A 23,468-nucleotide genomic window follows, 5' to 3' on the forward strand; every position below is an offset into this window, starting at 1 on the left:
AAATCCCCGTAACCCGCTCGCTGACCAATTGGAGTCGGAAATCCTCAATGGGGACATCGACCCTAAGAGATATTACCCACCGGACGTGTATCGCGAACCGAAGAAGGATTACCCAAGGGACTACACCATCGATGTCCGCGAAATAGCTCTCGTGAAGGCAAAGAAGGCCCAGGCCAAGCTCTCGGAAAAGGCTGCCCAGATCCAGGCCGTCATCGATGCTATTGAAGGGAGCAAGTAGTGGCTCACGATATAGCCCGCCCACCCGGCAATTCTGAAACGGGGTTGTTTTGCGCCCCCACGCAGCAATCTGCTGCGCAAGCGGTGCCGTTGACCGTCCTCACCGGTTTTCTCGGCGCGGGCAAGACGACGCTGCTGAATCGCATTCTTACGGGCGGTCACGGCCTTCGGGTCGCTGTATTGGTCAACGACTTTGGCTCGATCAACATTGACGCCGAACTCGTTGTCGGAGTCGAAAACGGCGGCGACATCATCAACCTCGCCAATGGCTGTGTCTGCTGCAACGTCCGCGAGGATCTGGTCGCTGCGGTGATGCAGGTGATAGCGCGTCCCGAGCGGCCCGAATACATCCTGCTTGAGGCCAGCGGAGTGGCCGACCCGTCTGGCATCGCACTGACTTTCATGGACGAAGGCATGCGGGACCGCATCAGGTTGGACAGCATCATGTGCGTCTTGGACGCGGAGCAGATATTCGCTGCACCGGAGATGATGGAACTGAAGCTCCGCCAGGTGGCCTTCGCAGACATGCTCGTCCTCAATAAGGTCGATCTTGTCACGCGGGAGGAGATCGGGCGGATCAAGTCATGGCTCGACGACCGGTTCCACCGTTATCGGCTCGTCGAGGCATCCGGCGGAAATGTGCCTCTGGAAATCCTGTTGTCGGTCGGCCGGTTTGATCCCTCCCGACTCGATGGCACACCTCCAAATGACCATTCCAATCATCCTGCTGACTGTGATGACACCGATTGTGGGCATCACGTTCATGGCCATCGGCACGATCATGCGCAGGCCTTCAGGACGTGGAGCTACGAAACGGACGGGCCTCTTTCCTTGGAAAGGCTGCGGGAAATGGCGCGTAAACTACCGGCCAGCGTTTACCGATGCAAAGGCGTGGTTCATGCCGCCGAAGAGCCGGGCCGCCGGGTCATCCTCCAGGTTGTCGGAAAGCGAGTGGATATCGCAGTTGGGGATGAATGGAATGGCCGAGAACCACGGACCCGGATCATCGCCATCGGAGCGCATGATGGAGTGGATGGAGTTGCGCTGCATGAGGTTTTTGACCGATGCCGTTATAGCTCCATCTCATAGAAAACCAGCCATGTCAGAAGGTCGTCTGATACTTCGTAATAGGATCGATCCCCTTGAAGCCAGTTCGGCTATTGATCAGGGAGGCTCCAAGATGGGTTTTGTGCCGACGTTGTTGAAATGACTGACATCTTTTCGCGTGCAACCGCATCCTCAATGCCTCGGACATGGGTCTGCCTGGCTTCCCCGTCTATGGGCAAATGGCACGCTGGCAGCGTCCATTGCCAAGGAAGACAACGGGATGACTCAGGAAGCGGCCGCGAAGGTTATCACACACCTTCTACGCCGGGTGGCCAAATGCCCTGTCGTCAGTGGCAGGTGCCAAAGCTGTGTTCGAGAAGCGTCTCGGCTAGCCAGTAAGGGCTGCCCAAGCACTTGGCAGCCCAACGTCCGCAGGGAAAACGGGGACCGCACATGGCGCAAAGCCGACTAGCCAACCTGGATGTAACGGAAAAAAAAACGCTATGCGCAACCAATGGTAGCGGAGGAGGGATTCGAACCCCCGACACAAGGATTATGATTCCTCTGCTCTAACCTACTGAGCTACTCCGCCGCCGGTGCCGTGGCAGCTTCTTGGCGAAGCCCGTCTCGGCTGGACGGGCGGCTTATAAGGTGCTGTTCCGGCTAGTGTCAAGCAATGTCTTCGGGAAAGTGTGAAGTTTTCCCGGCGTGCCGGATCAGGGCCGCTCAGGCGGCCGCGGGCGCCTGCAGAAGCGCCTGAAGGGCCGCCTCGGCCGCCGGCTCGCGTTCCGATTTGCGGATGAAACCGCCGCCATAGACGCGGGCGTCCTCGCCGGTGCCGGAATAGAGCGCGCAGGCCTGGCCGGGCGCAACACCCGCCTCGCCGTCGACGAGCTCGACATAGACGCCGTCCGCATCGCGCTTCATGACGGCCGGCGCCGGTTGGCGGGTGGAGCGGACCTTGGCGAAGCATGCGAAGCCGCCGCTTGCCGCCGCGTCGATTTCCTCGTCGCCCAGCCAGTTGACGTCGCGCAGATAGACGCGGCGCGTCTCGAGCGCCTCCTTCGGGCCGACGATGACGCGGCGCGAGCGGGCGTCGAGATAGACGACATAGAGCGGCTCACCGGTCGCCACGCCGATGCCGCGCCGCTGGCCGATCGTGTAGTGCAGGATGCCCTCATGGCTGCCGAGCACGCGCCCGTCGAGATGGACGATCTGGCCGCCGAGCGCCGCGTTCGGCTTCAGCTTCGAGACGATGTCGCTGTACTTGCCCTGCGGCACGAAACAGATGTCCTGGCTGTCGGCCTTCTTGGCGACGACGAGGCCCATTTCCTCGGCCAGCGCCCGCGTCTCGGGCTTGGAAAGGCTGCCGAGCGGAAAGCGCAGATAGTCGATCTGCTCCTGCGTGGTCGCGAAGAGGAAATAGCTCTGGTCGCGCTCCGCGTCGGTCGGCCGGTAGAGGGCGCGCTGGCCCTGATAGCGCGGCTTCGGGCTCGGTCGGGAACGGATGTAATGGCCGGTCGCCAGCGCGTCGGCGCCGAGCTCCTTGGCGGTCGCCAGGAGATCGGCGAACTTGACGGTCTGGTTGCAGGCAACGCAGGGGATTGGCGTTTCGCCGGCAATGTAGCTTTCGGCGAAGGGATTGATCACCGTCTCGCGGAAACGCGCCTCGTAGTCGAGCACATAGTGCGGAATACCGAGCGTCTCGCAGACGCGCCGCGCATCGTCGATATCCTGGCCGGCGCAGCAGGAGCCGGCCCGGTGCACCGCCGCGCCGTGGTCGTAGAGCTGCAGGGTGATGCCGAGAACGTCGTAACCCTCGCGTTTGAGCAGCCCGGCCACGACGGAGGAATCGACGCCGCCTGACATGGCGACGACGACGCGCGTATCTTCGGGCTTGCGGTCAAAATCGAGACTGTTCACGGGATCCAATCCGGCATCCGGGCGCGGCTATCGCTGCCGGCGTCCTGTTTTACCTCCTGCATGCTTCCTTAGATCGTTGCCGATCTAAGGAGAAAGACATGCAGCAATTCAAAGTCTTACAGCGACCTTTGCGCGCCTGATGGACGCGCGGCGCTGTAGAGGCCGCGGGCGCCGGTCATCGCTGCGCCGGCGGCCTTCCTTCGGCTTTCTGTGGGGCGACATATAGAAACTTGTGCATCGCGGGGCAAGTGCACCGGCGTGACGGGCCGCGCGGCCGCCGATCAAGCCGCATCCCCGCCTGCCTTCGCCGGCATTTCCGGGGCGCCGGGGCCGCTCAAATTATGAGCAAATTGTTACCGGCCGCTTAGGCAAATGTTAAATGTGGCAAGCTAAGGTCGCCTCCATATGGTCTTGAGTTTGTGTAGAGAGTCCCATGACCGAAATGATGCGTCCACGCGTAAAATATGTCATCGGCCCCGATGGCAGTCCTCTGACGATTGCGGATCTACCGCCGGCCAACACCCGGCGCTGGGTAATTCGCCGGAAGGCCGAGGTCGTCGCTGCCGTGCGTGGCGGCCTCTTGAGCCTTGAAGAGGCCTGCGAGCGTTACACCCTTACCGTCGAGGAATTCCTCTCCTGGCAGTCCTCCATCAACGACCACGGTCTCGCCGGCCTGCGCACCACCCGTATTCAGCAATATCGCCACTGATCCATTCGCGACAGGGCCATAGATCGAACCGGCGGCTGGGGACTTGTCCCAGCCGCCGGTTTCGTTTGAGAGATGCGCCGCGCTTGAAATCCACTTTGCTTCGCCGAATTGTCCCCTACAGCGTTGTGCGTCTTTTCAGACGCACAAAGGTCGCTGTAGCGCTTTGAATCGCTGCATGTTTTTATCCTTAAATCGAACACGATTTAAGGAAACATGCAGTAGCATCAAGCAACTCGACGAAGGCGAAGCCAGAGCCATGCAGATTGACGAGGAAAAAACCGGCGCCAAGGGCCGCTATACGGCGACCGTCGATGGCCACACCGGCGAAATGACCTATTCGCGATCGTCGCCGCATCTCGTGATCGTCGACCACACTTTCGTACCGGACGAATTGCGCGGCAAGGGTGTCGGCCAGGCGCTTGCGAGACACGCGGTCGAAGAAGCGCGCAAAGGCGGCTGGAAGATCATTCCGCTCTGCCCCTTCATGCGCGCCCAGGCGATGCGTCATCCGGAGTGGCGGGACGCGATCCAGGCCTGATCGCCGGAGCACGACGGCCCGCCTCCCGAAGGAGAAGCGGGCCGTTCGTTATGCTCTAAGAGGAAATCCCTCGCCGCAGTTTGCGGTCGAGGCTCCTGTCAAACCTAAGCGGCCGGTCTCCCCTCAGGCGCGAAGCCGGGTGGACGAATCCCGCTCTTCCAGGGCCGCGGCCTTGGCATACTCGGCCTGAACCTCGGCAAGCGCCAGCTCCGCCGCATCCTGCTGCACCTTCAGTTCGCGGATCGACACTTGCAGGTTATCGGCACGCTGGCGCGCCGCCTTGGCGAAGGTTGGATAGGCAAAATGCGAGGGATCGGAAATCCCCGACTTCCTTTCCTCGAAGACGATCTGGCTTTCGAGGTCCTTGGTCATCCGCTCGAACTCGGACATCATCATCTGAAGCTGGCTCAACTGACGCTGCTTCTCCCGGACCTGAAATTCCTTCAGGCGGGTAAGGCTCTCACGTGCTTTCATACGCAATACTCCCGTGGATAGCGAGACCCCGGTTACTGATTCCTCCGCCCGAATGCCGGCCCATTGCTGCATGTTTCCTTTAACGAATGCAGCAATCCAAACTGCTACAGCACCTTTGTGCGTCTGCAGACGCACGGCACTATAGGGCCGGAAACAAAAAACGACTGCGGTCTTAACAAATACCTACCGCTGGTAACCTTTCGTTTACGGGCATCGTTAATCATAGGTGCGATGATTTAAGGCTCCGTAAATGCTGAGGTACGAAATGTGGCGGCTTCGGCATTTGCGAGTCTAAAGAGTCAGATAGCGGCAGTTCCTCATCTATCGCATGAGGAATGTCATTTCAGATTCACCTTTGAAATCAGGAGACTGCTAAAAATATTTAACATTTTCGATACACCTTGCCAGAGTGAATCAGAATTTGTTAACCATTTGATGGCAGCCTCCAAATCAGGCAACGACTGGATCCGTATCGCGTAAGGGGGCCACGACGACCTTGGGCGGCGGAAAAGGGGAAGACTATGCGGGTTCTACTGATCGAAGACGACAGCGCGACGGCGCAAAGCATTGAGCTGATGCTCAAGTCCGAGAGTTTCAACGTCTACACCACCGATCTCGGGGAAGAAGGCGTCGATCTCGGCAAGCTTTACGACTACGACATCATTCTGCTCGACCTGAACCTGCCGGACATGTCGGGTTACGAGGTGCTGAGAACGCTGCGCCTGTCGAAGGTCAAGACCCCGATCCTCATTCTCTCGGGCATGGCCGGCATCGAAGACAAGGTTCGCGGCCTGGGCTTCGGCGCCGACGACTACATGACCAAGCCCTTCCACAAGGATGAATTGGTGGCACGCATCCATGCGATCGTGCGCCGCTCCAAGGGCCACGCCCAGTCGATCATCTCGACCGGCGAGCTGATCGTCAACCTCGACGCCAAGACGGTCGAAGTCGGCGGGCAGCGCGTGCACCTGACCGGCAAGGAATATCAGATGCTCGAACTCCTGTCGCTGCGCAAGGGCACGACGCTCACCAAGGAAATGTTCCTCAACCATCTCTATGGCGGCATGGACGAGCCGGAACTGAAGATCATCGACGTCTTCATCTGCAAGCTGCGCAAGAAGCTCGCCAACGCCGCCGGCGGCGCCAACTACATCGAGACGGTCTGGGGCCGCGGCTATGTGCTGCGCGAGCCCGACGGCAACGACTATCTCGAAACCGCCTGATTTCCCCGCCCCATATCGACAGACTTACCCGCAAACCCGCCGCACCGGCGGGGTTTTGCATTTGCGACGCGCAATTTGCTCTTGCTTGAGAGCGCCCTCGCCTCTTCGATCTGCGCGAATGCAAAAAGCCGCGGCACACGCCGCGGCTGCCATGCTCAGCTTTGCGTTCTCTGATGGCTCAGGCGGCCATCGATTGATTGGCGAAGACGCTCGTCAGGATCTTGCGGTCGAAGGGCTTCAGCAGGAAGTCGTCCGCTCCGGCCCGCTTGCCGGCCATCATCTTCCTCAGATCCGCCTCGACGACGCAGTAGTAGATGCGCACCGACGCGCCCTCGGGCAGCCGGCGGATATTGGCGATGAGCTCGAGGGCGCCGTCGAGGCCGGAATCGACGATCAGGATGTTCGGCAGTTCGGCTTCGCAGCGGACGAGCGCCTCGAGGCTGCTCGGCGCTTCCAGCACCAGGAAGCCCATGCCCGACAGAATGCGTTTCCCGACCTTCCTCACAACATCCGAGCCATCGGCAATCATCAAGCGCCGCATGTCCTACTCCTTCACGCCTCATCGGATGCGAAAACGCGTCCATGAAGCAAAGGTAGAGAGATTTGGCAAAGAAACCGTTACCGGCAGGGTTGACGACCGATTTTCATTTTCTCGCTCGGTAGTGTCGAGCGAAAGTTGGCGCCACCTGCCGGCACCGAAAAAAGCGAAAGGCCCCCACCGTATCGACGGATGGAGACCTCGCTTCATGCCATAGCGGGTGAACGGCAGCGCCTACAGCGCCGGGCGTCCAATCGGACGCGCTAAGGTCGCTGTAGCATTTTGAACTGCATGATTTTTGTCCTCAAATCGATTCCGATTTAAGGAATCATGCAGTTGATCAGGCTTCGATTCGCGCGGTGAAGACGATCGCCTCGCCGGTCGAGGCGACCTCGATCGCCATGCCGGCCTCCTCGGCGAGCAGGACCGTGTAATAGGGCTGAATGGAGTGGGCGTCCACCGCTTCCTCCGGAGTACCGGAAAGGAGCTCGGTCAGCTTCGGCGGGACGCGCATCATCCGCCCCTTGGCGACAAGGGTAAAGACCGCGTCGAGCTCCGGGTTCTCCAGGGTAATGTCGATCGAGCCGCCGCGCGGGATCGCTCCATAGGCGATCAGGAACAGGTTCAGGAGCAGCTTGACCCGGTTCTTGGCGATGATCGCCCGCGGCCCGCTCCAGTTGACCTCCGTCTTCTTCTCCGCCGCGGCGAAGTCCTTGGCGGCCTTCTCCGCTTCGCCGGTGTCGATCGATGCGCCGACCGAGCCGGAGGCGCCGAAGGCAAGCCGCGCGAACTTCAGCCGCACCGAGGCGTTGAGCGCGCTGGTGCGGATCAGGTCCATCGCATCGGCGTCGGCGCCGCCCTCGTCGAGGAGTTCGAGCCCGTTGTTGATGGCGCCGACCGGCGAAATGATGTCGTGGCACACCCGACTGCAGAGCAGCGCCGCAAGATCGGGTCCCGTCAACGTCATGTTCGGATTCTTTGCCATCATTCTTTCCTGTTCGGTTCCATCCGGATATCGACACGTGGGCGCATCTTGCCACGTCCGAGGAGGCCTTCGCCCGAGCCCGGCATAGCCACGCGGCCCGCGCCGATCAATAGGCCATAATGACATCACATTTGGTAAACCGATTGTTAAGAGGATCGGTTCAAATTGTCGGGGCACCCCCGGATTTCGAGTGGAATCACGGAAAGCGGATCGGGTGCACTCGTTCGAGACCCGCGCTGGCCCGCGCACCCAATGCATGAGCTGGTCATGACGGCCGGCCCGCGAGCCGCATTCGCGCCTGACGGAGGAAACGATGCAGCCGATCATGAAGGCAACCGCAATGGCTGTTCACGCCATTCTGACCACGATGCTGCTCCTCGGCAGCGTCCTGATGTCCGCCGCCTATGCTCAATCTGCGAATGGCAGCCAGTACACGATGCAGGAGATCGTCAACGCCGGCCACGGCTTCTTCGGCGAGACCTCGGGCGGGCTTGCGAAAGTCGTGGAGCGCGCTTTCGAGCGCTACGGCCTGCCGAACGGCTATATCCTCGGCCAGGAAGGTTCCGGTGCCTTCATCGCCGGCCTGACCTATGGCGAGGGCGAACTCCACACCAAGAATGTGGGTCAGCACAGTGTCTTCTGGCAGGGCCCGTCGCTCGGGCTCGACTGGGGCGGCCAGGGCAGCCGGGCGATGATGCTCGTCTATAACCTGCCGAGCGTCCCGGCCCTCTACAAGCGCTTCGGCGGCGTCTCCGGCTCCGCCTATGTCGTCGCCGGCGTCGGCATGACGGTATTGACCGACGATCACGTCGTCGTCGTGCCGATCCGCACCGGCATCGGCGCCAGGCTCGGCCTCAATGTCGGCTATCTGAAGCTGACCCAGCAGCCGACCTGGAACCCGTTCTGACACCAAAAGGCCGCACACGAACCTCTGGAGCGAGCCAAGGGCGTACATTCCTGCAGTAAGTGTTGCAGCTTTCGAGCCGTCGTGTTTACTGCAGGAGAAGGAAACAACAGCCCAACCGCATGGATGCATCGGATCCGGTCCAGACTTGAAACGGCCAGCACGTGATTGAATATGCGCTCCTCTTTGCCCTCGGTTTCCTGACGGCGGCGATCATCGGCCTTCTGGTCGCACCGGCCATCCAAAGGCGCATCGTCCGCTTTGCCGAGGACCGGCTGAAAGCGACGATGCCGCTCAGCCCCCAGGAGGTTCGCGCCCAGAGGGACGCGGCGCGCGCCACCTATGCCGCCGAGAACGCAAAGATATCGCAGACGCTCCGCCGCGAGCGCGACAAGGGCGTGGAACTGACGCTGGAGAAAGAAAGGACGCTCAACGAGGCCCGGCGTTTGGCTGGCGAAAACACCGATCTCCACGCGCAGCTTGCCGACATGAATGTCGAGGCTGCCGAGATGCGATCGACCATCCGCAAGCTCGAGCTTCGGATCGCCGACATGAGGGCGTCACACGACAACCAGCACCGTGACAACGGCGCCAAGGGCGAGGCGATCCGCGCCTTGAACAGCCGGATCGACAAACAGGCGGCCGAGCTCGATCATCTGCGCATCGACCTGGCGACGCGCGAGACCCAGATCGAAGACCTGAAAAGCCGGACCGCCGGGCTGCGCGACGAACGCGAGGCCCTGCGCGCCGATCTCAAGGCCGAAAACGCCCGTGCCCGCGAAATGGAGCTGCGGCTGGACCGGGAAGAAAACCGCATCCGCCAGCTCGAAGCCAGGCTCGCCCGGGAGACGGCTGCGAACGCCGACCGCGACAGCGCGCTTGAGCGGCGGGCGGAAGAGATCGAGCGGCTGAAAACGCGGGTAAAGGCGGCGAACCAGGAAATGCGCGAATCGACGAAGGCACTCCGCCTGGCCGGCACGAAGCTGCCGAAGCGAGCAGAACAGCATGATATCGCACCTATGGCTGCCCAGGGCGACGCGGATGGGGCGTTTCCTGCCCCCGACGCGGCCAACCTTTCGGATGATATGCGCAACCGCGCGACGGCGCTCTCGGAACGTCTCGTCAATTCGAAATCCCCCGCCCATGACGAGGCGCTCCGCGAGGAAGTGGCGGAGATTGCCGCCGGCATGGTGGCGCTGACGGCGGTGCGCGAAGGCTCGTCCTCACCGATTCACGGACTTCTCGCCCGCGAGGAGCCCGCGATGCCGGGAGCCCACAAGAGCCTGGCCCAAAGAGCCAAGGAAATGCTGCCGCCTGAATGACGACCGGGCGGCGTTTTGTTGGAGTCGTCAGCCGCCTCTGACCTGAGTCAACAGGTCCCTCATCCGGCCTGCCGGCCACCTTCTCCCCGCACGCGGGGCGAAGGTCGCGGCAGCGGAAAGAGGGGCCGAGTACCCCCGTCAGATCCGGCCGTTGATGCTTGCGACCTGATGCAGCGCGATGCCAGCCGCCATCGCCACATTGAGACTGTCGAGACCCGGGCGCTGCCGGATTCGCGCGGTGCGGACGGCAGAAAGGACGGCCTGCGGCAGCCCCTCACCCTCCGTCCCGACCAGCAGTGCCGTGCGCGGTGCCGGCGGAATTTCGGTGACTTCGGTCTCGCCGCGCGGCGAAAGTCCCCATATCGCGAAACCTGCGGCCCGGAGCCGGTGGATCAGTTCGGCAGCCGAACCCTCGCGCGCGAAAGGCAGCGTCAGCGCTGAGCCGACGGAAACCCGGATCGACTTGCGGTACATCGGGTCGCAGCTCGCCGCATCCACCAGCACTGCGTCGACGCCGAAGGCGGCGGCATTGCGAAACAACGACCCCATATTGTCGTGGTTCGATAGGCCGCAGGCGGCAAGCACCAGGCTCGAGGCGGGAAGGGCGGCGATCAGGGCATCGCGACCGGGCATCGCATCGGATCGCCCGAGCGCCAGAACGCCGCGATGCATGTTGAAGCCGGCGATCGCGTCGAAGACCCGGGCGTCGGCCACGAAGACCGGCACATCGGCCGGGAACTGCGCCAGCAGCTCTGCGAGGCCCGCGACCCGGTTCTCGAGCAGCAGGATCGCCTCGGCGGCGATGCCGCGCCCGGCGCGGTGCGCCGCCGCCAGCATCCGCAGCACGACCGTGCCTTCGGCGATGAAGCGGCCCTGCCGGCCGGTGAGATCCCGCTCCTTGATCGACACGAACGCGGCGATGCGCGGGTCCGACGGGTCCGCGATGCGGATCGGCGGGGCGACCGCAGCCATTTCGTCACTGCGTCCTGACGGTGACGTCCGCGACGATGCGCCCTGCCCTGATGTCGAAGACGATCGCACGGGGTTCGGCATCCGGCAGGCTGCCATAGAACAGCAGCTGCGAACCGGAAAGCGCCACATTGGTCACGGAAAAGCCGGCCGGCAGCGCCGCAATCGCGGTGAGCGGTGCATCGCCCGGCACGCTTAGCGCCGGCTGCGCCGCCTCCTCAGCGCCGTCGCTCCGCGTCAGCTTGTAGACAATCGCCCCGAGGACGGCCATAAGCATGATCAGCATCACGCCGGCCGAAACGAGCTGCAGGCGCACCATCTTGCGGCGGACGCTCTCCATCGCCGGGTCAAGCGGCTTGTCTTCCTGTTCATCGGTCTCGATCGCAGTCATGGCTGGCTTTCTATCGGAATTTAACGGAATGAACGATCCCTTTAAACAAGCGACCGGCAATAGGAAAGTCCTGACGGCCGACGAGAATGCCGCCGGGCGGCTGGATGCCTTTCTGACGGAGGCGCTTTCGGGCGAATTCTCCCGCAACCGCATCAAGGCCCTGATCGAGCAGGGAGCCGTTTCGATCAATGGCATCACGGTCCTTGAACCCAAGCGGAAGGTTCACCCCGGCGACCGCTTCGAGATCGCCCTGCCCGCCCCCGAGGACCCGGAGCCCAAGGGCGAGGACATCCCGATCGACGTCCTCTACGAGGACGATGACCTGATCGTACTGGTGAAACCTGCCGGTCTCGTCGTCCATCCGGGTGCCGGCAACTGGACGGGGACGCTCGTCAACGCCCTCATTCACCATTGCGGCGACAGCCTCTCCGGCATCGGCGGCGTCAGGCGGCCCGGCATCGTCCACCGGCTGGACAAGGAAACGAGCGGCGTCATGGTCGTCGCGAAGAACGACACCGCCCATCGGCATCTCTCCGACCAGTTCGCCGATCACGGCCGCACCGGGCCCTTGGAGCGTGCCTACCAGGCCGTCGTCTGGGGCCGTCCGCGGCAATTGAAGGGCACGATCAACGCCGCACTCGGTCGGGCCGGCGACCGGACGAAACGGGCCGTCAAGCGCGGGGAAAGCGATGACGCGCGCGAGGCGATCACCCATTACGAAGTGGTCGAGCGCTATCACGAAAAGCCGGACGGCACCTGTCTTGCTGCAACCGTCGAATGCCACCTGGAGACCGGGCGGACGCACCAGATCCGCGTCCATATGGCCCATATCGGCCATCCGCTGATCGGCGATCCGGATTATGGCGCCGCCTTCCGCACCAAGGCGAATCTGCTGCCGGAAACCGCCAGGAGCGTGGTCAATCGCTTCTCCCGGCAGGCACTGCATGCCTTCATGCTGCAGTTCGAGCACCCTTCCAGCGGGGACACGATGCATTTCGAAGCACCGATGCCGGCGGACATGGAAGAATTGGTCGCCGCGCTTCGGTCCGGAGCCTGACAGGCTCTTGAAATTGTTGCGAAGAATCCCGATCTTAAGGGCGCCTCAATAGGAAACATCCTTTCCTCCGGTCTCACGATAGCGTGAAACCGGACTCCTTGAATCATGCTTTCGCCGTACTTATCTTCTAGCCTCGTGGGGTCTGGACGAAGACCCACGCCCGGCCTGCCGTCCCGGAGGCCGAAGATGCACAAAGGGGGTGCTTCATGGCCCGCAGCACATTGCCGTCCATTGCCGCTGGAGAGGGCGGTCTCAACCGTTACCTCGACGAAATCCGCAAATTTCCGATGCTCGAGCCGCAGGAAGAGTACATGCTCGCCAAGCGGTATCAGGAGCATGACGACCGCAGCGCCGCTCACAAGCTGGTGACGAGCCATCTGCGCCTCGTCGCCAAGATCGCAATGGGATATCGCGGCTACGGCCTGCCGATCGGCGAAGTCGTCTCGGAAGGTAATGTCGGCCTGATGCAGGCCGTCAAGAAATTCGAGCCCGATCGCGGCTTCCGCCTGGCGACCTACGCCATGTGGTGGATCAAGGCGGCCATCCAGGAATATATCCTGCGCTCGTGGTCGCTGGTGAAAATGGGAACCACAGCCAACCAGAAGCGGCTGTTCTTCAACCTCCGGCGGCTGAAGGGCCGGATTCAGGCGCTTGACGAAGGCGACCTGAAGCCGGAGCAGGTGAAGGAAATCGCCACGACCCTGAAGGTCAGCGAGGACGAGGTCGTTTCAATGAACCGCCGCCTGTCCGGCGACGCGTCGCTCAACGCGCCGATCAAGGCCAGCGAGGGCGACTCCGGACAATGGCAGGACTGGCTCGTCGACGAGCACGACAACCAGGAGGAAATCCTGATCGAGCAGGACGAGCTCGACAGCCGTCGCGCCCTGCTCGCCAGCGCCATGAAGGTCTTGAACGACCGCGAGCGCCGCATCTTCGAGGCGCGCCGGCTGACCGAAGAACCGGTGACGCTGGAAGAGCTCTCGACCGAGTTCGACATCAGCCGCGAGCGCGTCCGCCAGATCGAGGTACGCGCCTTCGAGAAAGTGCAGGAAGCGGTTCGCAAGGCGGCTCTCGAGCGCGCCAACGCGCTACGGGTCGTCGAGGGCGCCTGATCGGGGCACCTGATCGGCCCCTCCCCTCAGAACGAAACAAAACCCCGGCTGGATGACGTCCAGCCGGGGTTTTTGTTCGTCTCAATCTTTTCTTACTGGCCGCTCGCCGCCGCCGCGCCGCCGATTGAACTCCAGGCCTGCATGGCCTTGCCGAAGGCCTCTGTGCCGCTTGCCCCCTTCTCCAGGGTCAGCAAGGCGCGGCGTCCGTTGCGATAGGTGATCGGGATGTCGATCCAGCTGCGGCTGCGCAAGAGCTCGGTATTGCTGCCGACGGCTTCCGCGAAGTCGTTGAGCGCGATCATATGAAAGTCGTCGGTGATCTTCGCCGGTACGGCAATAAGCGGGTCGCCGCGATCCTGCTCCGTGCGCTTCATCGACACGCGCTGCACGCCCTCGATGGCGCCGCCCTCGAAGTTTTCGGGCAGCGAGAACACGAATTCGATCACGTGGCTGGCCGGCAGTGATGGATCGACATTGCGCTTGATCGTCATCAGCGCCGTAAATCCACGGTCGGGCACGGTGATCTGGGCTTGGATCGCCGGCTCGGGCTTGGCGTCGCCACCCGGCGATTCCTCCTTGATGGACCAGGCGACGGCACCCGGGACCGCCGTGGGCGAAGACTGGCCGAGGCGCTCCTCATAGAGGAACATCTTCTCCCCGTCGGCGATGGAGACCTCTGTTTGCGGCGCTCCGGCGTCCTGGTTGGTGGCGGGCTGGGCAGTCTGGGCGGCGGCGGCCTGCTGGGATCCCGCCGCGGCGCTCTGCGGTTGCCCGGCCTCCGTCTGAGGTGCGACGGACTTGCCTTCCTGCGCCATTTCGGTGCCGTTCGCGCCCGCGGGTCCCTCGTCGCGTTCGGAGCCATCGGAAAGCAATCGCTGCGTAAACTTGCTCGATGTGTCCTCCGGCAGCGCCGTGCCCTCCTGAGTGCCGGACTGTTCGCCCGGCTGGCCCGCAGGCTGGCCTTCACCCGTGGGTGGCGTTTGCGTCTCGGGGCCGGCGGGGATGATCTTCGCGAGCATGGCCGAAAGCCAGGCATTGCCCGCTTCCCGGTTTACCCAATAGGCAAAGCCGCCACCGCCGAGGAGGATCAGGATCAGCGCGCCGATTGCCAGGCTCTTCGCGTTGAAGCGGGACGGCTTGGGGCCAACACGGTAGGACGCAGGCCGCGGGGACACCGCCGCCGGCGCCACATCGCTGCCATGGTCCTCGTCCTTGGCGACGGCGGCCGTCCCGTTCTCCCGCCGGCCGGCTTCATCCAAGCCGAGCAGATCATCGATATGATTCCACGCCGTGCCGGCGCGTTCCTCTTCGCTCGATGCGACCGGCGCCTTTTCGACGGGCCAGGTCCATTCGGAGACGTCCGGCTCGGCCGGCTTGTCCTTCTTGGCCTCGGTTGGCGCAGCGAACGGGTCGCTGTCGTCGAAGGACCAGGCCTGCGCCGTCTCCTCCTCGCCCGTCCGACGGGCGGGCGGGCTTGTCTCGGGCTCGACCGGATGCAGGCCAAGCCGCTCGGGCTCGGGCACCGCTTCGTCACGTGGCGCCTCGGGCGCCGGCGAAGGATCGCTCGGCGGTGCGGCTGGCGGGGCATCCTCCCATTCCGGAAGCGCCCATTCGGAAGAATCCTGTTTCGCCGGTGCTGTCTCCTCGACGGGTGGAGCCTCCTCGCTCACCGGCTCTTCCGGGGTCCCCTGCACTTCCGGGCTCACCGGTTCCACGGCCTCGGGCTCAGCGGCGGGCTCACCGCGCTCGTATTCTTCCGCTTCTACCGCCTGCTGCTCGGGGGCGGTTACCGCTTCGGCGCGGGCTTGCTGCCAGCTTTCGACTTCCTCTGGGGCTGGCTGCTCGGCCGATGCGCCCCACTGCGGCTCGGCTGGGATGGTCTCCGGTTCTTCGACGACCGCAGGCGGCTTCTGATGGTGCTCGTCCGATGCGGTCTCAAGGGGAGGCTCTGCTTCCAGCTGTTCCGGCACCTCGTGCTCGGCAGCCGGAGCGATTTCGGCGGCCGGGGCCGGTTCTTCGACGGCTTGCTGGGCTTCCGGAGCCGCTTCCTCGAAGTGTTCCTCGGCTGCTGCGCCCTGCTCAACCTCGGCAGCTTCGGCCGAGGCTGGCTCCGGCTCCGGCGAGACCGGAGCCGCAGACTCCGGTTCGGCGGGTCCTTCGACTGCATCCGGCTCGAGCACTTCGGTTTTCTCGAGCACTTCGGCAGTCTCGGGTGCTTCGGTCTCCTCGATTGCCGGCAAGGCCTCGGCGTGTTCGCTTTCGACCTCGGTGATCGCCAGTTCCAGCTTGTTCAGCTGCCGGTTGATCATGTCGTCCGATGGCCGCGGCGTCATGTTCTCCAGCTGGCGGCGCACCGCACTGCGCGCCTTCTCGTAGACCCTGCCCCGCATTTCGGGTGTGTTTTCCGACAGGCCGTCAACGGTCCTGCGAATAACTGCAACAAAATCCGCCATCAGATGCTTTCTCAAATCCTAGTCATGCGGGCCGCAATGCGGCGCGGCTCCCTTGCGCCGACACTAGTCCTCAAAAGGGTCGGTCACAAGTATCGTGTCGTCGCGCTCCGGGCTCGTCGAAAGAAGCGCGACCGGCGCGCCGATCAGTTCCTCGACCTGGCGAACGTACTTGATCGCCTGTGCCGGAAGATCGGCCCAGCTGCGCGCTCCGACTGTCGATTCCTTCCAGCCTTCAAGTGTAATGTAGACTGGCTTTACCGAAGCTTGCTGTGCCTGACTTGCGGGAAGATGATCGATCTGCTGTCCATCCAGAGTATAGCCGACGCAGATCTTCAGCTCCTCGAGGCCATCGAGCACGTCGAGCTTGGTGAGCGCGATGCCGGTGATGCCGTTGGCGGCGACCGACTGGCGCACCAGGGCGGCATCGAACCAACCGCAACGGCGCTTGCGGCCGGTGACTGTTCCGAATTCGTGACCGCGCTCGCCGAGGAACTGGCCGACCTCGTCGTTGAGTTCCGTCGGAAACGGGCCTTCGCCGACGCGCGTCGTGTAGGCCTTGGTGATCCCGAGAATATAGCCGAGCGCGCCCGGCCCCATGCCGGAACCGGCAGCCGCTTGCCCGGCAACCGTGTTCGACGAGGTGACGAAGGGATAGGTGCCGTGGTCGATGTCGAGCAGCGTGCCTTGCGCGCCTTCGAACAGAATGCGCGCGCCCTTGCGGCGCTCCTTGTCGAGCAATAGCCAGACCGTGTCCATGAACGGCAGCACACGCGCGGCGACGGAGGAGAGTTCGTCCATGATCGCCTGGTGGCTGATCTCCGCTTCGCCCAGGCCGCGACGCAGCGCATTATGGTGCGTCAGCAGCCGGTCGACCTTGGCCGGCAGCGTGTCGAGGTCGCCGAGATCCATGACGCGGATGGCGCGGCGGCCGACCTTGTCCTCATAGGCCGGGCCGATGCCGCGGCGCGTCGTGCCGATCTTGGTGCCGCTGTTCGAGGCGGCGTCCTCGCGGAAGCCGTCGAGTTCGCGATGCAGCGACAGGATGAGCGTGGCATTGTCGGCGATGCGCAGGTTGTCGGGGCCGATCTTGACGCCCTGGTTGCCAAGCTTGTCGATCTCCGCGATCAACGCGTGCGGATCGATGACGACGCCATTGCCGATGACGGCGAGCTTGCCGGGGCGGACGACGCCGGACGGCAGCAGCGACAGCTTGTAGCTGACGCCGTCGATCACCAGCGTATGGCCGGCATTGTGACCACCCTGGAAGCGCACGACGATGTCGGCACGCTCCGAGAGCCAATCCACGATCTTGCCTTTGCCTTCGTCACCCCACTGGGAGCCGACCACCACGACGTTCGTCATAATTCTCTTCCTGTTCACGCGCGCACGAGGACGTTGCGCTGTTCTCAAACCCGCGCATCTATACTGTGTTGTCTTTCGGAAAGCGACCCCGTTATGCCCGCGGCGGCGCCCTTTTTGCATGACAAGCTATGGCCTTAGTGCCTATACCTGCAATCTCTCCCGCCGGTTCGGCACTCCACTCCACCTCCCCTTGCGGATCGTAGCACCGTGAATTCCAGAGCCTATTTCTATCTCGCCATCACCGCGCTTTTCTGGGGTGGCAATTCGGTCGCCGGCAAGATGGCGGTCGGGCACGTCAGCCCGATGATGCTGACGACGCTGCGCTGGCTCGTCGCGGTCAGCGTCATTCTGGCGCTGATGACGCCGCAGATCCGCCGCGACTGGGACAAGATCCGCGCCCACTGGCTGCAGTTGCTGGCCTATGGCGCCGTCGGCTTCACGATGTTCAACGCCTTTCTCTACTCGGCGGTGAAATACACGAGCGCCATCAATGCCGTGATCCTGCAGGCCGGCATTCCGATGCTGATCTTCCTGTTCAATTTCGTCTTCTTCCGGACGAAGGCCTCGATCGCCCAGATCGCCGGCTTCACCGTGACGCTGATCGGCGTGCTCACCACGGCCGCGCACGGCGACTTCACGAGCCTGCTGCGGCTGCAGTTCAATTTCGGCGATGGGCTGATGATCCTCGCCTGCATAGTCTATGCGGGCTACACGGTCACCTTGCGCTGGAAGCCGGCGATGCACTGGCAGAGCTTCATCGCCGCGCCGGCCTTCGGGGCGCTCCTAAGCTCCATTCCGCTGCTCGTCTGGGAAGCCTCGAAAGATAGCGCCATCGTGCCGGACGCGACCGGCTGGGCGATCGTACTTTATGCGGCGATCTTCCCGTCGCTGATGTCTCAGGTTCTCTATGTGCGCGGTGTCGAAATGATCGGCGCCAATCGCGCCGGCCTGTTCATCAATGCGATCCCGGTTTACGGAACTTTGCTCTCAGTCCTGCTCGTCGGCGAGACGTTCCACGCATTCCATCTGGTGGCATTGCTGCTCGTCCTTGGCGGCATCGCGATCGCCGAGCACGGCCGGCCGAAACCGCCACGGTAACGGCACCCGACACGCCGGCACCGTTAGCACTCAAAGAAAAAACGCGCCGGAGGGTCCGGCGCGTTTGTGTATCTATTTCGACGCTGAGACTGTCTGCTCAATCGACGTTGAACACCAGCGGCTTTGCCTGACGGACCGCCGGGTTCGCACGCAACTTGTCGAGCACCGCTTCGGAAACCGGACCATCGACATAGAGCAAGGCGATCGCGTCGCCGCCCTGCTTTTCGCGGCCGAGCTGGAAGTTGGCGATGTTGACTCCGGCGTCGCCGAGGGTCGTGCCGATGAAGCCGATCATGCCGGGAACGTCGGTGTTGGTGAGGTAGACCATGTGGCTGCCGACATCCGCATCGAGGTTGATGCCCTTGATCTGGATGAAGCGCGGCTTGCCGTCGGAGAAGACCGTACCGGCAACCGAGCGGGTCTGGTTCGCCGTTGTCACCGTCAGCTTGATGTAGCCGTCGAAGACGCCGGTCTTGTCGCGCTTGACCTCGGAAAGGATGATACCCTTTTCCTTGATCATGATCGGTGCGGAAACCATGTTGACATCGGCCACCTGCGTACGGATCAGGCCGGCGAGAACGGCGCTGGTCAGCGCCTTGGTGTTCATCGTCGCCGTCGAGCCGTCATAGAGGATCTCGATCTCCTTGATGGCGCTTTCCGTCACCTGCCCGACAAAGGCACCCAGCACGTCGGCAAGCCGGATCACCGGCTTGAGGATCGGCGCCTCCTCGGCGGTGATCGACGGCATGTTGATGGCGTTGCTGACGGCACCCTTGACGAGGTAGTCCGCCATCTGCTCGGCAACCTGCAGCGCCACGTTCTCCTGCGCCTCGGTGGTCGAGGCGCCGAGATGCGGCGTGCAGACGACATTGGGCAGGCCAAAGAGCGGGCTCTCCGTGGCCGGCTCCACCTCAAAGACGTCGAAGCCCGCACCAGCCACATGGCCGGACTTCAGCGCATCGGCCAGCGCCTTCTCGTCGACGAGTCCGCCGCGCGCGCAGTTGACGATGCGAACGCCCGGCTTGGTCTTGGCAATAGCTTCGGCGCTCAGGATGTTGCGCGTCTTGTCGGTCAACGGCACGTGCAGGGTGATGAAGTCCGCCTGCGCAAGCAGTTCGTCCAACTCGACCTTGACGACGCCCATCTCCTCCGCCCGCTCCTTCGACAGGAACGGATCATAGGCGAGGACGTGCATCTTCAGGCCGATCGCACGGGCGCAGACGATCGAGCCGATATTGCCGGCACCGATGACGCCGAGCACCTTTCCGGTGATCTCCACGCCCATGAACTTCGACTTTTCCCACTTGCCGGCCTGGGTGGAATTGTCGGCGGCGGGAAGCTGGCGAGCGACCGCGAACATCAGCGCGATCGCATGCTCGGCCGTGGTGATCGAGTTGCCGAATGGCGTGTTCATGACGATGATGCCGCGGCGCGAGGCAGCCGGGATGTCGACATTGTCGACACCGATGCCGGCGCGGCCGACGACCTTGAGATTGGTGGCTTCGGCGATCAGCTTTTCCGTCACCTTGGTGGCGGAACGGATGGCGAGACCGTCGTAATTGCCGATGATCTCGGCGAGCTTTTCCTTGTCCTTGCCGAGCTTCGGCTGGAAATCCACTTCGACGCCGCGGTCGCGGAAGATCTGGACGGCGGTTTCCGACAGTTCGTCGGATACGAGAACGCGAGGTGCCATGGAGGCCTCCTTCAAATCAGGTCTGAACGGAATTGGGAGTGGCTTCGCCCTCAGGAGAGCGAAGCAATCGCATCGGATCAGGCGGCGGCCTGCGAAAGCGTCGCCTTCTGGGTCTCGAAGGCCCAGGAGAGCCACGGCATCAGCGCTTCCATATCGGCTGTCTCGATCGTCGCGCCGGCCCAGATACGAAGGCCGGAGGGCGCATCGCGATAGTGCCCGATATCGAAGGCGACACCTTCCTTTTCGAGCAGGGCGACGACGCCCTTCGCAAACGCGGCCTGGGCGTCGGCATCGAGCGCCGACACGTCCTTGTCGACGATCTTGAGGCAGACCGAGGTGTTGGAGCGGGTCTCGGTCTTGATCGCGAGGTTGGCAATCCACGCATTTGCGTCGACGAACCGATGGATCGCGCCGGCATTGGCGTCTGCCCGGGCAATCAGCCCCTTGAGACCGCCAACCGACTTCGCCCAGAGAAGCGCATCGATATAGTCTTCGACGCAGAGCATCGACGGCGTGTTGATCGTCTCGCCGGAAAAGATGCCCTCGATCAGCTTGCCGCCGCTGGTCAGGCGGAAGATCTTCGGCAGCGGCCAGGCGGGTGCATAGGTCATGAGCCGCTCAACCGCGCGCGGCGAAAGAATGAGAACGCCGTGTGCACCCTCGCCGCCCAGGACCTTCTGCCAGGAGAAGGTGACGACGTCGAGCTTGGCGAAGTCGAGTTCCTGGGCGAAGGCGGCCGAGGTCGCGTCGCAGATCGTCAGCCCCTTGCGGTCGGCCGGAATGAAATCGGCGTTCGGCACACGCACGCCCGAGGTCGTGCCGTTCCAGGTGAAGACGACGTCCCGGTCGAAATCGACCTTGGAGAGATCCGGCAGTTCGCCGTAGTCGGCCTCGAAGCGGCGGATGTCGGCGAGCTTCAGCTGCTTGACCACGTCGGTCACCCAGCCGGCACCAAAACTTTCCCAGGCCAGCATGTCGACGCCACGGGCGCCGAGCAGCGACCACAGCGCCATTTCGACGGCGCCGGTATCGGAAGCGGGCACGATACCGATACGGTAGTCGGCCGGCACTTCGAGAATTTCACGGGTAAGGTCGATCGCTTGCTTGAGCTTCGTCTTACCGATCTTGGCGCGGTGCGAACGACCGAGCGCGGCATCAGAGAGAGCTTCGAGCGTCCAGCCGGGACGCTTGGCGCAAGGACCAGAAGAAAAATGGGTATTTGCCGGGCGCACGGCCGGCTTGGCAGGCTTCGTCATATGCTATCCTCTCAGATAGAAGCCCCTCGTTGGGGAGGGGTGTCCCGCCGTCGGAAATATTGTGGGTCGGAGAGGAAGTCAAGCGACTTGTGTCGCGTATGACACGATTTTTGGCGCTTCAAGCATATCGTACAGGGCTAAAGACGGAGGCTCACCAGATCGCGAAGCGCAGGCCTGCGCGGATTTCATGACGGGAGAGACCGTCATCATGGCCCTTGGCGCCTCCCGAGCCGGAGCCGAACATGTCGCCATCGGCAATGTGCGAATAGCGATAGCCGATATCGAACTTCAGCCGATCGCTAATATCGTAGGAGACGCCTGCCATCACGGCATAGGTGAAACGCCAGCTGTCGCGCCCAACGTAGGAGGTGCCACCCGTCGCACCAGAGCAGGCACCGCCGCCGGCGACGCAGGCCGAGCTCTCATGCACCGTGTTCCAATCGATATGCGTGGCGCCGATGCCGGCGCCGACATAGGGCGTGAATCCGGCGAGCGTTGCCAGATCGACATAGCCGTTCGCCATCAGCCCGAGAGCGGAAAAATTGGCGCTGTGGGAGAGCGAGCAGGACGTACCGGCCCCCTCGCCTGTGCAGGGGCTTGCCGAGAGAGACGAACCGTCGAGACGGCCCTCGAAATATTCGGCCGTCAGATCGGCGCGGAAGACGTCGCTGAAGCGATAGCCGAGACCGACAGTACCGGAGACCGGCTTGTCGAAACGGGCGCTGTCGAACGGGACATTGCTGTAGCTGCCCGTGCCGCTGTCAAAATTCCGGTAGAAAGGATCGCCCTCGTCGAGCCAGCCCGAATAGCCGATGTCGCCGCGCAGATAGAGGCTGCCGCCGTCATTCGCCTCAGGGGAAATGGTGATCTCCGGCGCTTCTAGAAGGTCTTCGTCGTTCGCCGCGGCGAAGCCGGGCAGAAACAGGCCAGCGCCGACAACGATGCCGCAAATCCCGTTCCGCCAATTCATGTCGCAAGCCCTCGCCGGTCGTCAACGCCACCCGAAAGCCCTCGTGGCGGATCTCGTTAACTATTGGCAGGGACAAGTTAACCGGCGGTTAAGCATGTTTGTTAACCGATTGCATGTCCGCACATAAAAGAAAGGGCCGCAGAAGCGGCCCTTTGGAAATGCGCTTCGCCGAACGCATCATCATTGCAGAGCGTAGCGCATCCCGAGCTTGAAGTCGTGCGACGTGATGTCCTTGAAATGCATCGGCGCGTTGACGGTGGTCCCGTCGAAGGTGCGGATGTTGCCGGTCTTCGCGTCCCCTAGGTCGACGTAGCTGTAGCCGAAATCGATCGCCAGACGCTCGGTCGCCTGATAGGCGACGCCGGCATGCAGGGCCCAGGCAAAGTTCCAGGTCGGGTCTTCGTCGGCATAGGCGACGCCGGCCATCGGCACGTTGATGTCGCGGAAACCCGATATCGTGTTGCGCGAAGCGCCGATACCGGCGCCGACATAGGGCTTGACGCCGTACCAGTCGCCGATGTCGACATAGGCGTTGGCCATCAACAGCCACTCCGACTTGGCGCCGTCATAGTCGTTGGTGTTGTCAAATACGCCGTCACCGTCGCCGTCATAGCGGTCGAGAGCGGAGAAATCGGCCTTGCCGCGGTATTCGACGATGCCGTCCATGCGCAGCCATTCATTGAACTGGTAGCCGATACCCACGCCTGCCAGCGGCGCGCTGTCGAAGCTGCCCTCATCGACGAATTCATGAAGCGCGACGACGTCGAACAACTCATGTTCCATGCTGCCGAGCCGCTGGTTGCTCATGCCGAGGTGACCGCGCAGGTACAGGCCGCCGACGACGACAGGCGCCGGGTCGACCGGATCTTCAACGTAAAGGTCGGCGGCCAACGCGGGCGTGCCGCCCAGCCATGCAGCCACAACCGCAATCAAGGACTTCCTCATGACATGCTCCGCGAATAGTCTTTCGGCGCCGGTAGTTCCACCGGACAGGCCACGCAACTTCTGTTGCAACCAAAACTCGCACAGCTCGGTTAATATTGGATTAAGTATAGAAATTTACTTCGTTTATTAAGATTCAGCGGATTCCGCCAAACAGCAAAAAGCCGGCAATGATGCCGGCCTCTGCAACTCGTGCTGGTTGTCCGAAAACCCTAAAGCGTCGGCGCTGAAAAACCTCTCAACGCCCTGCAATTAGGGGATTCCC

At 62.8% G+C, this 23,468-nt stretch carries 21 protein-coding genes, 1 tRNA gene and 1 pseudogene; 10 read left to right on the top strand and 13 right to left on the bottom strand.

The features are described from left to right. Together N181_RS28300 and N181_RS28305 are read left to right on the top strand one after the other, a co-directional pair. Positions 1-238 (top strand): annotated as a pseudogene (locus N181_RS28300) (guanitoxin biosynthesis MBL fold metallo-hydrolase GntH); the annotation flags it as partial. Further along, positions 238-1,326: a CobW family GTP-binding protein gene (locus tag N181_RS28305; protein WP_014329622.1), complete on the top strand. Its 1,089-nt coding sequence runs from the start codon at positions 238-240 to the stop codon at positions 1,324-1,326. The pseudogene N181_RS28300 and the gene N181_RS28305, both read left to right, overlap by 1 nt. Positions 1,327-1,799: 473 nt before the next feature. On the opposite strand, the gene N181_RS28310 is transcribed toward N181_RS28305, so the two are convergent. Together N181_RS28310 and mnmA are read right to left on the bottom strand one after the other, a co-directional pair. Beyond that, positions 1,800-1,876 (bottom strand) — tRNA-Met (locus tag N181_RS28310). 134 nt (positions 1,877-2,010) lie between these two features. Further along, positions 2,011-3,207 (bottom strand): tRNA 2-thiouridine(34) synthase MnmA, encoded by a 1,197-nt coding sequence (mnmA, locus tag N181_RS28315; RefSeq protein WP_048655373.1) that lies wholly within the window; start codon positions 3,205-3,207, stop codon positions 2,011-2,013. Between the two features lie 433 nt (positions 3,208-3,640). On the opposite strand from mnmA, the gene sciP reads away from it, so the two are divergent. Next, positions 3,641-3,916 carry a CtrA inhibitor SciP gene (sciP, locus tag N181_RS28320; protein ID WP_003527546.1) on the top strand — a complete coding sequence of 92 codons (276 nt, stop codon included), beginning with the start codon at positions 3,641-3,643 and terminating at the stop codon, positions 3,914-3,916. Between the two features lie 256 nt (positions 3,917-4,172). Then, positions 4,173-4,454: a GNAT family N-acetyltransferase gene (locus N181_RS28325; RefSeq protein ID WP_037393688.1), complete on the top strand. Its 282-nt coding sequence runs from the start codon at positions 4,173-4,175 to the stop codon at positions 4,452-4,454. A 123-nt stretch (positions 4,455-4,577) separates the two neighbouring features. Here the strand turns inward: N181_RS28325 and N181_RS28330 are convergent, their stop codons facing one another. Then, complete coding sequence (locus tag N181_RS28330; protein ID WP_014329643.1) at positions 4,578-4,928, bottom strand: hypothetical protein; 351 nt, start codon at positions 4,926-4,928, stop codon at positions 4,578-4,580. A 521-nt stretch (positions 4,929-5,449) separates the two neighbouring features. Between N181_RS28330 and ctrA the strand changes: the two genes are divergently transcribed. Then, positions 5,450-6,151 carry a response regulator transcription factor CtrA gene (ctrA, locus tag N181_RS28335; RefSeq protein WP_014329644.1) on the top strand — a complete coding sequence of 234 codons (702 nt, stop codon included), beginning with the start codon at positions 5,450-5,452 and terminating at the stop codon, positions 6,149-6,151. Between the two features lie 178 nt (positions 6,152-6,329). Here ctrA and N181_RS28340 read toward each other — a convergent pair whose 3' ends face one another. Together N181_RS28340 and chpT are read right to left on the bottom strand one after the other, a co-directional pair. Then, positions 6,330-6,692, bottom strand: a complete 363-nt coding sequence (locus N181_RS28340; RefSeq protein WP_014329645.1) for a response regulator — start codon at positions 6,690-6,692, stop codon at positions 6,330-6,332. Between the two features lie 337 nt (positions 6,693-7,029). Continuing rightward, positions 7,030-7,674 (bottom strand): histidine phosphotransferase ChpT, encoded by a 645-nt coding sequence (chpT, locus tag N181_RS28345; RefSeq protein ID WP_037393686.1) that lies wholly within the window; start codon positions 7,672-7,674, stop codon positions 7,030-7,032. A gap of 313 nt (positions 7,675-7,987) precedes the next feature. Here chpT and N181_RS28350 point away from each other — a divergent pair, with 313 nt between their 5' ends. Then, positions 7,988-8,581 (top strand): DUF1134 domain-containing protein, encoded by a 594-nt coding sequence (locus N181_RS28350; RefSeq protein WP_014329648.1) that lies wholly within the window; start codon positions 7,988-7,990, stop codon positions 8,579-8,581. A 161-nt stretch (positions 8,582-8,742) separates the two neighbouring features. Next, a complete protein-coding gene (locus N181_RS28355; protein WP_014329649.1) occupies positions 8,743-9,900 on the top strand; it encodes a coiled-coil domain-containing protein in 1,158 nt (385 codons plus the stop codon). Positions 9,901-10,038: 138 nt separating this feature from the next. Here the strand turns inward: N181_RS28355 and N181_RS28360 are convergent, their stop codons facing one another. Both N181_RS28360 and N181_RS28365 read right to left on the bottom strand, forming a co-directional pair. Continuing rightward, positions 10,039-10,872, bottom strand: a complete 834-nt coding sequence (locus N181_RS28360; RefSeq protein WP_037393684.1) for a TrmH family RNA methyltransferase — start codon at positions 10,870-10,872, stop codon at positions 10,039-10,041. 4 nt (positions 10,873-10,876) lie between these two features. Beyond that, a complete protein-coding gene (locus N181_RS28365) occupies positions 10,877-11,260 on the bottom strand; it encodes a hypothetical protein (protein ID WP_037393682.1) in 384 nt (127 codons plus the stop codon). 28 nt (positions 11,261-11,288) lie between these two features. Between N181_RS28365 and N181_RS28370 the strand changes: the two genes are divergently transcribed. Together N181_RS28370 and rpoH are read left to right on the top strand one after the other, a co-directional pair. Then, positions 11,289-12,317: an RluA family pseudouridine synthase gene (locus tag N181_RS28370; RefSeq protein ID WP_037393680.1), complete on the top strand. Its 1,029-nt coding sequence runs from the start codon at positions 11,289-11,291 to the stop codon at positions 12,315-12,317. A gap of 206 nt (positions 12,318-12,523) precedes the next feature. Further along, entirely contained in the window at positions 12,524-13,429 is a 906-nt protein-coding gene (gene rpoH / locus N181_RS28375; protein WP_014329652.1) for an RNA polymerase sigma factor RpoH, read from the top strand. Positions 13,430-13,521: 92 nt separating this feature from the next. Here the strand turns inward: rpoH and N181_RS28380 are convergent, their stop codons facing one another. Both N181_RS28380 and N181_RS28385 read right to left on the bottom strand, forming a co-directional pair. After that, positions 13,522-15,882: a prolipoprotein diacylglyceryl transferase gene (locus tag N181_RS28380; protein WP_037393679.1), complete on the bottom strand. Its 2,361-nt coding sequence runs from the start codon at positions 15,880-15,882 to the stop codon at positions 13,522-13,524. 63 nt (positions 15,883-15,945) lie between these two features. Beyond that, entirely contained in the window at positions 15,946-17,244 is a 1,299-nt protein-coding gene (locus N181_RS28385) for an adenylosuccinate synthase (protein WP_014329654.1), read from the bottom strand. Positions 17,245-17,451: 207 nt separating this feature from the next. On the opposite strand from N181_RS28385, the gene N181_RS28390 reads away from it, so the two are divergent. After that, positions 17,452-18,342 carry a DMT family transporter gene (locus N181_RS28390; RefSeq protein ID WP_037393678.1) on the top strand — a complete coding sequence of 297 codons (891 nt, stop codon included), beginning with the start codon at positions 17,452-17,454 and terminating at the stop codon, positions 18,340-18,342. Between the two features lie 97 nt (positions 18,343-18,439). On the opposite strand, the gene serA is transcribed toward N181_RS28390, so the two are convergent. The 4 genes from serA to N181_RS28410 all read right to left on the bottom strand — a co-directional run bounded on the left by serA (position 18,440) and on the right by N181_RS28410 (position 23,206). Next, positions 18,440-20,035 carry a phosphoglycerate dehydrogenase gene (serA, locus tag N181_RS28395; protein ID WP_014329657.1) on the bottom strand — a complete coding sequence of 532 codons (1,596 nt, stop codon included), beginning with the start codon at positions 20,033-20,035 and terminating at the stop codon, positions 18,440-18,442. Positions 20,036-20,112: 77 nt separating this feature from the next. Next, positions 20,113-21,291 (bottom strand): phosphoserine transaminase, encoded by a 1,179-nt coding sequence (locus N181_RS28400; RefSeq protein WP_037393677.1) that lies wholly within the window; start codon positions 21,289-21,291, stop codon positions 20,113-20,115. 151 nt (positions 21,292-21,442) lie between these two features. Then, on the bottom strand, positions 21,443-22,261 hold the full coding sequence (locus tag N181_RS28405) for an outer membrane protein (protein WP_050984017.1): 819 nt from the start codon (positions 22,259-22,261) through the stop codon (positions 21,443-21,445). Between the two features lie 180 nt (positions 22,262-22,441). Further along, positions 22,442-23,206, bottom strand: a complete 765-nt coding sequence (locus tag N181_RS28410) for an outer membrane protein (RefSeq protein WP_037393676.1) — start codon at positions 23,204-23,206, stop codon at positions 22,442-22,444. Between the last annotated feature and the right edge of the window lie 262 nt (positions 23,207-23,468).

It is taken from the genome of Sinorhizobium fredii USDA 205 (assembly GCF_001461695.1).
Lineage (GTDB): Bacteria > Pseudomonadota > Alphaproteobacteria > Rhizobiales > Rhizobiaceae > Sinorhizobium > Sinorhizobium fredii.

Coding starts and splice junctions, on each gene's coding strand:
- chpT (WP_037393686.1), bottom strand. CDS start 7,674: ATGGCAAAGAATCCGAACATGACGTTGACGGGACCCGATCTTGCGGCG.
- N181_RS28360 (WP_037393684.1), bottom strand. CDS start 10,872: ATGGCTGCGGTCGCCCCGCCGATCCGCATCGCGGACCCGTCGGACCCG.
- N181_RS28350 (WP_014329648.1), top strand. CDS start 7,988: ATGCAGCCGATCATGAAGGCAACCGCAATGGCTGTTCACGCCATTCTG.
- rpoH (WP_014329652.1), top strand. CDS start 12,524: ATGGCCCGCAGCACATTGCCGTCCATTGCCGCTGGAGAGGGCGGTCTC.
- N181_RS28385 (WP_014329654.1), bottom strand. CDS start 17,244: ATGACGAACGTCGTGGTGGTCGGCTCCCAGTGGGGTGACGAAGGCAAA.
- serA (WP_014329657.1), bottom strand. CDS start 20,035: ATGGCACCTCGCGTTCTCGTATCCGACGAACTGTCGGAAACCGCCGTC.
- ctrA (WP_014329644.1), top strand. CDS start 5,450: ATGCGGGTTCTACTGATCGAAGACGACAGCGCGACGGCGCAAAGCATT.
- N181_RS28370 (WP_037393680.1), top strand. CDS start 11,289: ATGAACGATCCCTTTAAACAAGCGACCGGCAATAGGAAAGTCCTGACG.
- N181_RS28325 (WP_037393688.1), top strand. CDS start 4,173: ATGCAGATTGACGAGGAAAAAACCGGCGCCAAGGGCCGCTATACGGCG.
- N181_RS28330 (WP_014329643.1), bottom strand. CDS start 4,928: ATGAAAGCACGTGAGAGCCTTACCCGCCTGAAGGAATTTCAGGTCCGG.
- N181_RS28410 (WP_037393676.1), bottom strand. CDS start 23,206: ATGAGGAAGTCCTTGATTGCGGTTGTGGCTGCATGGCTGGGCGGCACG.
- N181_RS28340 (WP_014329645.1), bottom strand. CDS start 6,692: ATGCGGCGCTTGATGATTGCCGATGGCTCGGATGTTGTGAGGAAGGTC.
- sciP (WP_003527546.1), top strand. CDS start 3,641: ATGACCGAAATGATGCGTCCACGCGTAAAATATGTCATCGGCCCCGAT.
- N181_RS28365 (WP_037393682.1), bottom strand. CDS start 11,260: ATGACTGCGATCGAGACCGATGAACAGGAAGACAAGCCGCTTGACCCG.
- N181_RS28400 (WP_037393677.1), bottom strand. CDS start 21,291: ATGACGAAGCCTGCCAAGCCGGCCGTGCGCCCGGCAAATACCCATTTT.
- N181_RS28380 (WP_037393679.1), bottom strand. CDS start 15,882: ATGGCGGATTTTGTTGCAGTTATTCGCAGGACCGTTGACGGCCTGTCG.
- N181_RS28405 (WP_050984017.1), bottom strand. CDS start 22,261: ATGAATTGGCGGAACGGGATTTGCGGCATCGTTGTCGGCGCTGGCCTG.